Genomic DNA, 13379 nt, shown 5'->3' with positions numbered 1-13379 from the left:
GATCATGACTTGAGGCGATAGCCGGTCCTGAAGATCCACGCAATCACCCCGAGGCAAAGCGCAAGGAACAAAAGCGTCATTGCCAGCGACAGTTCCACACCCACATCCGCCTGACCGTAGAAGCTCCAGCGGAAGCCGGATATGAGGTAGACGACCGGATTGAACATGGTCACCGTCTGCCAGAACTCGGGAAGCATACGGATCGAATAGAAGCTGCCGCCCAGGAACGCGAGCGGTGTGACGATCAGCAACGGCACGAACTGCAGCTGCTCGAAATTGCGCGCCCAGATGCCGATGATGAAACCGAGCAGCGCGAAGGTGACCGACGTCAGCACGAAGAACAGCGCCATCCAGAAGGGATGCTGGATGTGCATGTCGACGAAAAGGCTGGCCGTGATGAGGATGATCGCCCCCACCAGCATGGCCTTGGTCGCCGCCGCCCCCACATAGCCGATGACAATCTCCAGATAGGAGACCGGTGCCGACAGCACCTCGAACACCGTGCCGGTGAAGCGCGGGAAGAAGATGCCGAAGGAAGCGTTGGAAATGCTCTGCGTCAGCAGCGACAGCATCGTCAGCCCCGGCACGATGAAGGCGCCGTAGCTGATGCCGTCCACCTCCTGAATGCGCGAGCCGATGGCAGCGCCGAAGACGACGAAATAGAGCGAGGTGGAGATCACCGGTGAGACGATGCTCTGGAAGAGTGTCCGCAGGGTGCGGGCCATCTCGAACATGTAGATGGCCTGAATGGCACGAAAATTCATTGGGACTGCCTCACCAGATTGACGAAGATCTTTTCAAGCGAATCCTGCCGGGTCTGCAGGTCGCGGAAGGCGATGCCGGCCTCCCGCAGGTCATTCATCAGGCTGGTGATGCCGGTCCGCTCCCCCTGGGTGTCATAGGTATAGACCAGCTCCCTGCCCTCATCCTCCAGCGCCAGATCATGGGCAGACAGACTTTCCGGGACCGCTGCCAGCGGCTCGTTCAGCTGCAGGCGCAGCTGCTTCTTGCCAAGCTTGCTCATCAGGGCGTTCTTCTCTTCGACGAGAATGATCTCGCCCTTGCTGATCACACCCACCCGGTCGGCCATTTCCTCGGCCTCCTCGATGTAGTGGGTGGTCAGAATGATGGTGACGCCGGAGTCCTTCAGCCGCCGCACCACCTGCCACATGTCGCGGCGCAGCTCCACGTCAACGCCCGCCGTCGGCTCGTCAAGGAACAGCACCTGCGGCTCATGTGCCAGCGCCTTGGCAATCAGCACGCGCCGCTTCATCCCGCCCGAAAGGGTCATGATGCGGGAATCTTTCTTGTCCCACAGGGACAGGTCTTTCAGGATCTTCTCAATATGGCCCGGGTTCTTCGGCAGGCCGAAGAGCCCCCGGCTGAAGCTGACCGTCGCCCAGACCGTTTCGAAGGACTCGGTCGTCAGTTCCTGCGGCACCAGCCCGACCAGACGGCGGGCGGCACGGAAGTCGGTCACCGTGTCATGGCCATTGACCAGCACGCGCCCGGATGACGCCCGCACAAGGCCGCAGACGATGGAGATGAGCGTTGTCTTGCCGGCCCCATTGGGCCCGAGCAGGGCAAAAAGCTCCCCCTTTCCGATGGAAAGATCGACTGACTTCAGCGCCTGAAAGCCGCTGTCATAAATCTTGGAAAGGGCTTCGATGGAAATGGCCGGTTGCATGGCGGGGTCCGTGCAGGAGGGAATGGCTGTGGCAGGATGACGCAGGATATGTGCACTTTGCACTCCTGTTTAAACCCCTTTGCCGCAATTTGCAGCACTTCACCGTTCACCGCGCCGTTCACCCAGACTGAACACTGTGTATGGATACGCGCCCTTGGCCCCTGCCCCGGCGCGGCCTATCTTCAGGACAACTTCACAAGATATCCGGAGGCTGCCATGTCCATCCGTCCCGTCCGCCAGATTTCTGGCACCACCCCTGCGCTGGAAGGCGCAGGCGTTCATCTGCACCGAGTGTTCGGCTTTCAGGACCCGGAGCTGACCGATCCGTTCCTGATGATGGACGACTTCCGCAATGAAAACCCGCGCGATTATCTCGCCGGTTTTCCCTGGCATCCGCACCGCGGCATCGAAACCATCACCTATGTTCTGGCCGGCACCGTTGACCATGGCGACAGCCTCGGCAACACTGGCACGCTCGGGGCGGGCGATGTGCAGTGGATGACCGCCGGGCGCGGCATCATGCATCAGGAAATGCCGGAGGGTGATGCCAAGGGCCGCATGCACGGCTTCCAGCTTTGGGCCAACCTGCCGTCGAACCTGAAGATGACCGCGCCGCGCTATCAGGACGTCGAATCCAAGGACATCCCCGTCATTCAGGATGATGACGGCACCATCGTGCGCGTCGTCTGCGGCGAGTTCTGGGGCCGCCGCGGGCCGGTGGACGGCATTGCCGCCGACCCGCAGTATCTCGACATCACCATTCCGCCGGGCCGCGCCAAGCGGCTGCCGGTCGACACCCGCCGTCAGGCCTTCGCCTATATCTTCGAGGGCGCAGGCCGCTTCGCCGATGCCTCCAAGCCCTTCGGCGTGCTGACGGAGAAGGAACTCGACAACGAGGAAATCTACATCCGCGACGAAACCGGCAACCGCACGCTGGTGATCTTCGGGGCGGGTGACGAGGTGGTGGTGCAGGCCGGCGAGGAAGGCATGCGCTTCCTGCTCGTCTCCGGCGCTCCGATCCGCGAGCCGATCGCCTGGCACGGCCCCATCGTCATGAACACCCGCGAGGAACTGATCCAGGCGGTAACGGAACTGCGCAACGGCACATTCATCAAGCCGTAACGGCAGGCATCAGACATGAGAGACTGGGTCCTGCACTTGCAGGACACGAGAGGGCACGCTAGCCATAGTGTGCCCTTTTGTTCTTTTCATCCGTGGATTTCCCCAGTGTTTCCAAGCCTCAGCCTGCGCCGCGCCCGTTTGTCCGATGCTCCGGAACTGACGCAGATCCTGCACCGGGCCAAGGCCTCCTGGGGCTATCCGGCGGCAGTAATGGAAGCCTTCCGCGCCGAGCAGCGCATCTCCCCTGCCACCATCACCTCGCAGCTTCTGATCGTTGCAGAACGCGAGGGGCGCATGGCTGCCTTTGCGGGCGGAGAAATGCGGCAGGACCATTTCTATCTCGGCTTCCTTTTCGTTGCACCGGAGCATCAGGGCCAGGGCCTTGGCCGCCTGCTGCTGTCGGCCATCGAGGATCTGGCGCGCGATCAGGAAATCTACCGCATCCTGCTGGAGAGCGACCCGCATGCCGCGCCCTTCTACCATCATCTGGGCTACCGGACCTTGAGCGAGCGCCCCTCCACCATGGCCCCGGACCAGCCCATTCCGATGATGGAGCGCACTTTCGAGCCGCAGTTCCTGCCGCTGACCAGCATCGCCATGCGCCTGTCGCGCTCTCAAGGCTGGGCATTCGAGGCGCGCGAGGCCAAAGCCATCGCTGCCCACTGGCAAGGCCTTACCAGTGTCAACCCCAGCCTGTGGAACGGGCGCAAGCTGCATACGCTGCAGGTGCAGCATGACAGGGGCCACCTCACCGCCCGCTGCGCAGAGGTGAACTACGCCTCCTTTCTGGCCTGGCGCGACTGGGGTGCTCCGGACCGGGCGGCCTACAACCTGTTCGGCTCGGCCATCGTGCGCAGCAGCGACGGCGCGCTCCTCTATGGCATCATGGGGCCGAAGACCGCCAACCACGGGTCCTGCTATCCGCCGGCCGGCAATCTCGATCTGAATGACTTGAGGTCTGACGGCAGCGTCGATGTGGAGGGCTCCATCGCCCGCGAACTGCTGGAGGAGGCAGGCCTCGACATCGATGCCGCCCGGAAGGGCACCCTCTTTGCCCTGTTCGACGGCCAGCGCATCTGCATCGGGCAGGAACTGACCTTTGACGCCACGGCTGAAGAACTGCGCGCCCAGATGCTGGCCCATGCGGCAACCGACCCGGAAGAGGAACTCGAGGACATCGTCATCCTGCGTCAGGCTGACGACCTGAAGGGACGCCGGTCGCCGGGCTATGCACGGGCGATTGCCCGTAGCCTTCTGCCCAAATCGTGAATCACCCGTTCACCAAAGATGAAAAAGCCGGGCTGGCGAAGCTGCGGAAACCATGCAAAAGTCCGGCCTCATCTTGAACCGGCCTCTGCCCGCCGGGGGAACTTGCAGGAGACATTGCTGATGGGACGCCGTTACGCTGTGCTTGATGTGTTCACGAACAAGGCGCTGGCCGGAAATCCGCTGGCCGTGGTTCTGGACTCCGAAGGCCTCGAAACCGCGCAGATGCAGGTGATTGCCCGCGAGTTCAACCTGTCCGAAACCGTCTTCGTCTTCCCGCCGGAAAATCCCGGCCAGTCCGCCTCCATCCGCATCTTCACGCCCGAATCCGAACTGCCCTTCGCCGGGCATCCGACAGTCGGCACGGCTGTGCTTCTCGCCATCGAGCGCTTCGGCGAGGTGAAGGGCGAGCAGGATGCCGTGGTGGTGCTGAAGGAAAAGATCGGGCCGGTGCGCTGCGCCGTCATCCTGCGCGAAAACGCGGCCGCCTTTGCCGAATTTGACGTGCCGAAGCTGCCGGAACCGGCCGGACCGACCGTCAATCCGGAGCTGATCGCCGCCGCCCTGTCGCTGGACGTATCCGAGATCGGTTTCGAGAATCACACGCCCAGCCGCTTCAAGGTGGGCCCTGCCTACACCTATGTGCCGGTGCGGGATCTGGAAGCCCTCGCCCGTGCGAAGCCGGATCAGAGCCGCTGGGCCGCCGCCTTCGGCCATGACGACCACAACAACGCTTATGTCTATTGCCGCGAAACCCGCTCCAACGAGAGTGGCTTCCATGCCCGCATGTTTGCGCCGGGCATGGGCGTGCCGGAAGATCCGGCAACGGGTTCGGCGGCGGCGGCCTTTGCCGGTGTCGTGCAATTCTACGACGCGCTTCCCAACGGCACCCACTTCATCCGCATCGAGCAGGGCTTCTTCATGGGCCGCCCGTCGCTGATCGATCTGGAGATCGACATTGCCGCGCGCAAGCTCCATGCCGTGCGCATCGGCGGGCAGGCCGTTCTGGTTGCAAGGGGCGAGCTTTTCGTTTGAGGGGAACTCCCCTCTTGCGTGAGGCGGCCCCATCCGCTACACAATTTCGCAATTAACGCATGTCCGGCGCCCTGCCGGCACGGGAAAGGCCCTGAATTTCATGATCGCCGCTTGCGACATGACTGGCTCCAAGACCACCGCGCTTCTGCGTGGCGGCCTTTCCGCGCGCGCCCTTCTGCTTGGCAAGCTGCTTCTGCTTAGATGCCCCTGAGCGTCGGCTGCCCCATGCGCGGGCGGGCTCTCAGGGGATAGCGAACTCACCCGATTACGTCTGATCGCTCCCGTCCGAGACCCCGCTACCAAGGGTATGACATCAGGGCTGGCGGGAGACACCAAGGGAAGGAACACCCATGACCACCACCGGCTCCAAGGACCAGGTCCTCATCTTCGATACCACCTTGCGCGATGGCGAGCAGTCGCCCGGCGCGTCCATGACGCTGGAAGAAAAGCTCCAGGTGGCAGAACTGCTCGACGACATGGGCGTCGACATCATCGAAGCCGGTTTCCCGATTGCCTCCAACGGTGACTTCGAGTCCGTGCGCGAGATTGCCAAGCGCTCCAAGCGCTCCGTCATTGCCGGTCTCGCCCGCGCCATCCACGCCGACATCGACCGCTGCGGCGAGGCTGTGCGCTTTGCCGGGCGCGGCCGCATCCACACATTCGTCTCCACCTCGCCGATCCATCTGAAATACCAGATGAACAAGACCGAGGACGAGGTGCTGGCCATCATCACCGACACGGTGACCCGCGCCCGCAACCTCATCGACGATGTGGAATGGTCGGCCATGGACGCCACCCGCACGCCGATCGAATATCTCTGCCGCACGGTGGAAGCCGCCATCAAGGCCGGTGCCACCACCATCAACCTGCCCGATACGGTGGGTTACGCGACGCCGGACGAATACCGCGACATGTTCGCCCAGATCCGCGCCCGCGTGCCGAATGCGGACAAGGCCATTTTCTCGGTGCATTGCCACAATGACCTCGGCCTCGCTGTTGCCAACTCGCTGGCCGGTGTGGCTGGCGGCGCGCGCCAGATCGAGTGCACCATCAACGGCCTCGGCGAACGTGCCGGCAATGCGGCGCTGGAAGAGATCGTCATGGCGATCCGCACCCGCTCCGACATCTATCCCTATGGCTGCAACGTCGAGCCGAAGTTCCTCACCCGCGCTTCCAAGCTGGTGTCGGCCGTGTCGAACTTCCCCGTGCAGTACAACAAGGCCATCGTCGGCAAGAACGCCTTCGCGCATGAGAGCGGCATCCATCAGGACGGCATGCTCAAGAATGCCGAGACCTACGAGATCATGCGCCCCGAGGACGTCGGCGTGAAGGCCACCTCGCTCGTCATGGGCAAGCATTCGGGCCGCCATGCCTTCAAGGACAAGCTGAAGGAACTTGGCTACGAGCTCGGCGACAACGCCCTGCAGGAGGCCTTCCGCCGCTTCAAGGACCTCGCCGACCGCAAGAAGAATGTCTACGACGAGGACATCGAGGCGCTGGTCGAAGATGAAATCTCCACCTCCGGCGAAGGCGCAAAGGTGATTGCGCTCACCGTGATTGCCGGCACCGGCGGTCCGCAGAAGGCCATCCTCACCATGGATATCAACGGCCGCCACGAAACGAAGGAAGCCACGGGCGATGGTCCGGTGGACGCGACCTTCAAGGCGATCCGCGCCATCTGCCCGCACAACGCCACCCTGTCACTCTATCAGGTGCATGCGGTGACCGAGGGCACCGATGCGCAGGCGGAAGTCTCCGTGCGCCTCGAAGCCAATGGACGCATCGCCACCGGCAAGGGGGCCGACACCGACACGCTGGTGGCCTCTGCCCGCGCCTATGTGGCGGCCATGAACCGCCTCAGCCTGCGCCAGCAGTCCACCAACCCGGGCGCGCTCAAGGCCAGCTGAGAGAGCGTCTGAACGGCATCTTAAAGACCCGGCGCCGCATATGCGGTGCCGGGTTTTCCGTTTCTTGCTCTCCCGCAGGGAAAAACTGCTGTGCCCGTTCCGCTCTTGATCCGGGCGCAAACCGTGCCATTCTCCAGGTCCAATCTGCCAGCCGGGAGGAGCCAGCCATGATTGCCGTGATCTTTGAAGTCGAACCGCATGCAGAGCATGTCTCCGCCTACTTTGATCTTGCGGGCGCCCTGAAAAGCGAATTGTCAAAGATCGACGGCTTCATCTCGGTGGAGCGCTTTGAAAGCGTGACCACACCGGGCAAGTTCGTCTCCCTGTCCTTCTGGCGCGATGAGGAGGCCCTTGCCGAATGGCGCAGCCTGGCCCGGCACAGGGCGGCGCAGACGGCAGGGCGGACCCGCATGTTCGCGGGCTACCGGCTGCGCGTTGCCGCCGTCATCCGCGATTATGGCCTCGAAGACCGCACAGAAGCCCCGGAAGACAGCCGCGCGCTGCACGGCTGATGTCTCACCCGTTCGCCACCAGACGCCGCAGCGACGGGTTTAGGATCTGATAGGCGTCGCAGAGCCGGCCGGCGGACCAGCGGGTTTCCCTCCAGCAGAGGCCTGCCCGGTGCAGCACCTTGCGAGCCGCCGCATTGCCACGGGCGGCGAGGCAGATCAGATGGCTGTAATAGGTGTTGAGGAAGAACCAGTTAACCAGCGCCGGAGCCAGCTCGCTGGCAAGCCCCTGCCCCCAGTGCGGACGGCCGATGACGACCTCCATGCTGATTTCAGAGGTCGGCTCATGCGGCTCGAACCCGGCCCGGCCGATGAAGCTGCCGTCCTTGGCCAGCACCTTCCACATGCCGAAGCCCTGCAGCGCATGGCTGGTCACATAATCGACGAGACGGCTTGCCAGCCAGATATCGTCGGGTACCCGCCTGGAAAAGCGGTGGTTGATGCCGGGATGAGCGTTCACTTCCGGATCCGCATGAAGCGCTTTCAGCTCATCCAGATCGTCCGGCGTGAAGGGCACGAGGCGTAAACGGCGTGTTGCCAGTACGGTATCCTGCATAGCGCATTCCCCCTTCGTCCTCATCGTTATTTTTGACGGGACGAGGAGATAGAGAGCGATTGTGCGCTTTAAAGGGCTGTTTGGCGACAATCCGGCGACAGTTGCCTGACAGTTTTATAGCACACAGAAATCATTGATGATTTCGCGGACCAACGCCGCCATGCCCTGCGCCTGCGGGTCCCGTCTTGGCCAATCGGCCAGTTGCCCGCGGAAGAAGGTCTCCTGCCGCTTGGCATACTGGCGGGTGGCCACCGTCAGGGCGAAATGCGCCTCGTCCCGGCTGCAGTCCCCGCGCAGCAGCGCACCAATTTCGGCGATGCCGATGGCCCGCATGGCCGGCAGCGTATCCGGCAGCCCCAGCGCCAGCAGCCCCTCCACCTCGGCAAAGCCTTCCGGTGTCAGCATCATCTGCGCCCGCTGCGCAATGCGCGCATGCAGCCAGGGGCGCGGCGGAGCGAGAACCACCTTCACCAGCCCTTCCGGGCCCAGCACCGGCGTCCCATGCGCCTCGGCCTGCCAGTCTGCCAGCGTCCGGCCGGTGCCCCGCACCACCTCCAGCGCCCTTGTCAGGCGCTGGAGGTCCATCAGCCGCTCTGCGGCTTCCGGATCCAGCGGGGCAAGCTCTGACCGCACGGCTGAAATGCCGCCTTCAGCCGCCAGCGTCCGGCACTGCTCCCGGATACCGGCGGGAATCGGCGGCACTTCGGCAAAGCCCTGTGTCAGCGCCCGGAAATAGAGCCCCGTGCCACCCACCAGCACCGGCAGCTTGCCCGCTGCCCGGACTGCCTCAATCTCACCGCGCACCAGATCGAGATAGGCACCGGTGGAAAAGGCCTCGCTGGCAGGCAGGCAGCCGTAAAGCCGGTGCGGCACCTGTGCCTCGTCTTCGGCGGAGGGACGCGCCGTTACCAGCCGCAGTTCACGGAAAAGCTGCATGGAATCGGCATTGATTACCACGCCATTGGCGGCACGGGCCAGTTCAATGGCCAATGCCGACTTGCCGCTGGCCGTCGGCCCGGCTATCAGGATCGCAGTTTTTGCTGTTCCGGCCATGTTGCTCCGGCCTTCTGCCCGTTCAAGAGGTTCCCCGATGCCGTCTCTGGTTGCCACGCTCGTTTCCAATCCGGCTTCACCGGCCCTTGATGACACATTTCTGGCCGAAGCAGCCCGCCTGCTGAACAGTGCAGCTGCCCCTGCCCTTCTCTCTCCCGGCGTTGCCGCCGATCTCTCCGTGGGGCTGGACCTGCCCGCCCGGGACGTGGAAGCCCGCCTGCGCGCACTGGCCGGCCCCCGCACGGTTGACGTCTTTGTGCAGCCTGTGGAAGGCCGGCGCAAGCGGCTGCTGATCGCCGACATGGATTCCACCATGATCGGACAGGAGTGCATCGACGAACTGGCCGCAGAACTTGGCCTGAAGGACCATATCGCCGCCATCACCGAACGGGCGATGCGCGGCGAAATCGAATTCGAGCCTGCCCTGCGCGAGCGTGTCGGCCTGCTCAAGGGCCTGCCGGTCGCGGCGGTGAGCGATGTCCTGGACAAGCGCATCACCCTGATGCCCGGTGCTGTTGCGCTGGTGCGCACGATGAAGGCCAATGGCGCCTATTGCGCGCTGGTCTCAGGCGGCTTCACCCTGTTCACCGGCCCGGTGGCAGAGCGCATCGGATTTGACGAGAACCGCGCCAACATTCTGGAGCATGCGGACGGCCAGCTGTCCGGCACGGTGCGCGAGCCGATCCTTGGCCGCGAAGCCAAGCGTGAGCGGCTTGAGGAGCTGGTCGCGGAAAAGGGCCTCGCCTTTGAAGAGACCATGGCCGTGGGGGATGGCGCCAACGACCTTGCCATGATTGCGCGCGCCGGTGTGGGCGTTGCCTATCACGCCAAGCCGAAGGTGGCGGCAGAAGCGGACATGCGCGTCGATCATGGTGACCTGACGGCGCTTCTGTTCATTCAGGGCTACTGGCAGCAGGACTTCGCCGCCTGAGGCAACTCTTGCTCAGGCCGGAATACGCAGCGGCATGCCGCTGGCCTGCTGTTGTGGCGCGTCACCCGCATTCAGAAGGTCCATGACATCAGCAGCGGGCATGGGGCGGCCAATGAAGAAGCCCTGTGCCTGCGAGCAGCCCTCCCGGCGCAAGGCGTCGAGCTGAGCCGCCGTCTCCACACCTTCTGCAGTCGTTTCAATTCCGAGACTGGTGCAAAGGCTGGTGACGGCGCGCACAACGGCCCGCTTGTCATCCCCCTCATGAATGTCCTGTACAAAGGCCCGGTCGATCTTCACCTTGTCGAAGCGGAACTTCTGGAGATAGCTCAGACTGGAGTAGCCGGTGCCAAAGTCATCCATGACGATGCGCACGCCAAGGCTCCGCAATTCTTCGAGGATCATGAGCGTCGCTTCCGTATCCTGCAGCAGCACGCCCTCCGTGATCTCGATTTCCAGCCGGCTCGCCGGAAGGCCCGATGTGCCAAGGGCCGCCAGAACGTCCAGAACCAGCGTCCGCGTGCGGAACTGCACCGGCGAGATATTGACGGCGACCCGCACATCTGATGGCCAGCGGGACGCCTCACGGCACGCCTGTTTCAAAACCCAGGCGCCGATTGTGCTGATGAGCCCGGTTTCCTCGGCGACGGGAATGAACTCGCCAGGGGGAATGTTGCCACGCTCGGGATGCGTCCAGCGGATCAAAGCTTCGAAACACGCCACCTGACCGTGGCTGAGGCCATACAGCGGCTGATAATGCAGCTGGAACTGGCCTGCCGCGAGAGCCGAGCGCAAATCCAGCTCAAGCTCCCTGCGCTGCTGGATCTGTGCATCCATCGCCACCTCGAAGAAGCGGTGAATGTTGCGCCCGTCCTGCTTGGCCCGGTACAGCGCCATATCCGCATGCATCAGAAGCGTGTCCGCGTCTTCTCCATCCTGCGGGGAAATGGCAATGCCGATGGAGACGCCGACGAAGATGCACTGCCCGCCGATATCAAATGACTGGCCTATGGCACCGATGATCCGGTCCGCCATTTCTGCTGCCTGCGCAGGGCTGCGGCGCCCGTGCAGCACGATGGCGAACTCATCCCCCCCCAGGCGGGCGATAAGGTCTTCTTCGCCGATTGCCTGCCGCAACCGCGCAGCAACTTCAACAAGCAGCTTGTCTCCCACAGGATGGCCAAGCGTATCGTTGACCGTCTTGAACTGGTCCAGATCAAGATAAAGCAGCGCCGTCGGCTGGCCGGTCGCAAGGCTGCGGGCGACATATTCCTCGGCCTTTTCCCGGAAGAGAATGCGATTGGCAAGGCCTGTCAGGGCGTCATGATGGGCAAGGTGGGCAATCCGCTGCTCCTGCCGCTGGCGCTCCGTCACGTCTTCATAGACAGCGACAGAGCCGCCCTCTTCCGTCCTGGCGATGGTGACGACAATGGTCCGTTCGTCCCGCACCTGAACGATACGCTTGCGGGTCACCTGCAGCCCGGCTGCGAGCCTCTGATCCTGCGGGCCTTCATCGGCAATCACCTGTGCCCCACGGCCGATGCAGGCCGCAACGACCCCGGCACGCGCGGTGCCCGGCAGGACAGCCTCCTCCGGCAGATCAAACAGCGCACGGAAGTTGCCATTGGCCAGGATCACCCGGTCATCCGGCCCGCACATCAGAATTCCTTGCGGAATGCTCTCCACCGCAGAAGACAGCCGGTCAAACTGCTGTTTCACCTCCTGGCGGGACGAGGCCAGCAGATCCTGCCGCGCAGCCTCTACAGATTGAATCAGTCCGTCAAACGCCGCACCCAATTCTCCGATTTCGTCCGGGCGCCTGATCAGATCCTCCGGAACAGGGTGAATGACATCGCCCGCGTCCTTCAGAGCCCTGGCGTGGTTCGTCAGGCGTTCCACCGGCCTTGCAACAGCGGCGCCGAAGGCAAACACGGCGCCAATACAGGCGAAACAGGCAAAGGCAGCCACGGCGAGGATCGTGAACATCCCGGCATCAATGCGCCGGGTGATCATCGCCGTGGTTTCCTCATTCTGTTCACGTGCCCAGATGGCCAGTTTTTGCACCGACTTCGTCAGCCGGTACTCAGATAGGCGCAGCAGGCGCATCACATCGGTCCGGGCCCGGTCAATCGTCATGGCCTGCTGAAGCACGGCCTCAAGTGGACCACCGGTATCCACCTCATTGGAGACAGCGCGGATTGCATCCCGCAAGGACCGCGTCCGGGAGAAAGAAGACTGGGCCTCCAGCCAGGGCATCAGCTGGCGGGAAATCGCTCCAATGCCCTGCGCTGCAAGACTCTGGTTCTGGAGCGCTTCGCCAAGATTGCGTGTGCCTGCAGCATACCAATCCCCCAGCAGGCTATCGTCGAACCGTTCCACTTCCTTGCGCAGGTCATAGGCAAGACGAATAACCGGCCAGTTCTCCACCATGGCGGACCCGAGCCGCACCCTCTCCGCCTCAAGACCATCGGCTCTGCCGATCATCTCCCGCATGCTGCGCTCATCAAGCGCGACAGCGCCGTCCACCTGTTCCAGCAGCCTGTCCAGCGTTGCATTCACGCGCTTGAAATTGAAGCGGAGCCGCTCCTCGACGCGCCTGCGCTCCTGAGAGTTCAGAATATGCTGGTCGCAGACGGCAAGAACCTCGCCCTGAATTTTCTTGAAGTCATCCCGCGCCCGGATTGCATCCCGGCCCAGCGTCTCGAGATTGCGCTGCCGGATCGACACCTCAAGCGCATCAAGCTCTGAATAATCAACGGCCCGCAGATTGAAGGCTGCGAGCGCCGGATCTCCCCCCGTGCGGAAAAAACACTCGTCAATCAATGTCCGCGAAAGCCCGGCAATTTGCTGGACACTGGCCGTTGCGCGAAGGGCATCCACATAGAGCGGACCTGTAGCCTGGCTCATCAGATTCATGCCGCCGGAGACCGCCTGCATCTGCCGGATGCTGACCAGTCCAAGGCTCAGGATAAGGAGAACAAGAACGCCGCCAAATCCGGCGACGGCAATGCGCAGGCGCTGAAACCGCAGGAGGACAGGCAATGAAGACCATAAGCGCATCCAGAACCCACCCCATCTGGAATTCCTGCCTCAGACAAACGCCACTCCAAACATCCCCTGCGCCAATTCAGTGTGGCGCAGCCGGTAAAGCGAACCCTTGACAAGGGGAACACTCGTATAAATTGCTATACGTTTCGTAAAAAATATCCTTCAAACGAAAAATAACGCAGCGTCAATAATGACAATTACGCAACCCTGCAACACCCATGGGTTGCAGACATAAAACGAAGGGCGCGGAACAGGTCCGCGCCCTTTG

Annotated in this window: 11 protein-coding genes; 6 read left to right on the top strand and 5 right to left on the bottom strand. The window is 63.0% G+C overall.

The window, feature by feature from the left end; all coding sequences use genetic code 11:
* Positions 1–2: 2 nt before the first annotated feature.
* Together H163_RS0110140 and H163_RS0110135 are read right to left on the bottom strand one after the other, a co-directional pair.
* Positions 3–764 carry an ABC transporter permease gene (locus tag H163_RS0110140; RefSeq protein WP_019964468.1) on the bottom strand — a complete coding sequence of 254 codons (762 nt, stop codon included), beginning with the start codon at positions 762–764 and terminating at the stop codon, positions 3–5.
* Positions 761–1687, bottom strand: coding sequence for an ABC transporter ATP-binding protein (locus H163_RS0110135; protein ID WP_019964467.1), 927 nt, complete (start codon positions 1685–1687; stop codon positions 761–763). Before H163_RS0110135 ends, H163_RS0110140 begins: the two co-directional genes overlap by 4 nt.
* Before the next feature lie 216 nt (positions 1688–1903).
* On the opposite strand from H163_RS0110135, the gene H163_RS0110130 reads away from it, so the two are divergent.
* From H163_RS0110130 to H163_RS0110105, 5 genes are all read left to right on the top strand, one after another.
* The gene (locus H163_RS0110130; RefSeq protein ID WP_019964466.1) at positions 1904–2809 is read left to right on the top strand and encodes a pirin family protein; all 906 of its coding nucleotides are present in this window, start codon (positions 1904–1906) and stop codon (positions 2807–2809) included.
* A 105-nt stretch (positions 2810–2914) separates the two neighbouring features.
* Positions 2915–4078 (top strand): GNAT family N-acetyltransferase, encoded by a 1164-nt coding sequence (locus H163_RS0110125; protein WP_019964465.1) that lies wholly within the window; start codon positions 2915–2917, stop codon positions 4076–4078.
* A 120-nt stretch (positions 4079–4198) separates the two neighbouring features.
* Positions 4199–5110, top strand: coding sequence for a PhzF family phenazine biosynthesis protein (locus tag H163_RS0110120; RefSeq protein ID WP_019964464.1), 912 nt, complete (start codon positions 4199–4201; stop codon positions 5108–5110).
* 350 nt (positions 5111–5460) lie between these two features.
* Positions 5461–7017, top strand: coding sequence for a 2-isopropylmalate synthase (locus tag H163_RS0110110; protein WP_019964462.1), 1557 nt, complete (start codon positions 5461–5463; stop codon positions 7015–7017).
* Positions 7018–7184: 167 nt separating this feature from the next.
* Positions 7185–7529 (top strand): antibiotic biosynthesis monooxygenase family protein, encoded by a 345-nt coding sequence (locus tag H163_RS0110105; protein ID WP_019964461.1) that lies wholly within the window; start codon positions 7185–7187, stop codon positions 7527–7529.
* A gap of 4 nt (positions 7530–7533) precedes the next feature.
* Here the strand turns inward: H163_RS0110105 and H163_RS0110100 are convergent, their stop codons facing one another.
* Together H163_RS0110100 and miaA are read right to left on the bottom strand one after the other, a co-directional pair.
* The gene (locus tag H163_RS0110100; protein WP_026355692.1) at positions 7534–8082 is read right to left on the bottom strand and encodes a GNAT family N-acetyltransferase; all 549 of its coding nucleotides are present in this window, start codon (positions 8080–8082) and stop codon (positions 7534–7536) included.
* Positions 8083–8196: 114 nt separating this feature from the next.
* Entirely contained in the window at positions 8197–9135 is a 939-nt protein-coding gene (miaA, locus tag H163_RS22615) for a tRNA (adenosine(37)-N6)-dimethylallyltransferase MiaA (RefSeq protein WP_019964459.1), read from the bottom strand.
* A gap of 37 nt (positions 9136–9172) precedes the next feature.
* On the opposite strand from miaA, the gene serB reads away from it, so the two are divergent.
* Positions 9173–10066, top strand: a complete 894-nt coding sequence (gene serB, locus H163_RS0110090) for a phosphoserine phosphatase SerB (protein WP_019964458.1) — start codon at positions 9173–9175, stop codon at positions 10064–10066.
* A gap of 12 nt (positions 10067–10078) precedes the next feature.
* On the opposite strand, the gene H163_RS23665 is transcribed toward serB, so the two are convergent.
* Entirely contained in the window at positions 10079–12970 is a 2892-nt protein-coding gene (locus tag H163_RS23665; protein WP_160118267.1) for a putative bifunctional diguanylate cyclase/phosphodiesterase, read from the bottom strand.
* Between the last annotated feature and the right edge of the window lie 409 nt (positions 12971–13379).

Origin of the sequence: Pannonibacter phragmitetus DSM 14782, from assembly GCF_000382365.1 — a bacterium.
Classification (GTDB): Bacteria; Pseudomonadota; Alphaproteobacteria; order Rhizobiales; family Stappiaceae; genus Pannonibacter; species Pannonibacter phragmitetus.
This window is presented reverse-complemented; position numbering and strand designations above follow the sequence as displayed.

Bases quoted from the DNA above. Each gene is read 5' to 3' on its own strand.
- miaA (WP_019964459.1), bottom strand. From the start codon at position 9,135: ATGGCCGGAACAGCAAAAACTGCGATCCTGATAGCCGGGCCGACGGCC.
- H163_RS23665 (WP_160118267.1), bottom strand. From the start codon at position 12,970: ATGAGCCAGGCTACAGGTCCGCTCTATGTGGATGCCCTTCGCGCAACG.
- H163_RS0110120 (WP_019964464.1), top strand. From the start codon at position 4,199: ATGGGACGCCGTTACGCTGTGCTTGATGTGTTCACGAACAAGGCGCTG.
- H163_RS0110110 (WP_019964462.1), top strand. From the start codon at position 5,461: ATGACCACCACCGGCTCCAAGGACCAGGTCCTCATCTTCGATACCACC.
- H163_RS0110130 (WP_019964466.1), top strand. From the start codon at position 1,904: ATGTCCATCCGTCCCGTCCGCCAGATTTCTGGCACCACCCCTGCGCTG.
- H163_RS0110140 (WP_019964468.1), bottom strand. From the start codon at position 764: ATGAATTTTCGTGCCATTCAGGCCATCTACATGTTCGAGATGGCCCGC.
- H163_RS0110135 (WP_019964467.1), bottom strand. From the start codon at position 1,687: ATGCAACCGGCCATTTCCATCGAAGCCCTTTCCAAGATTTATGACAGC.
- H163_RS0110100 (WP_026355692.1), bottom strand. From the start codon at position 8,082: ATGCAGGATACCGTACTGGCAACACGCCGTTTACGCCTCGTGCCCTTC.
- serB (WP_019964458.1), top strand. From the start codon at position 9,173: ATGCCGTCTCTGGTTGCCACGCTCGTTTCCAATCCGGCTTCACCGGCC.
- H163_RS0110105 (WP_019964461.1), top strand. From the start codon at position 7,185: ATGATTGCCGTGATCTTTGAAGTCGAACCGCATGCAGAGCATGTCTCC.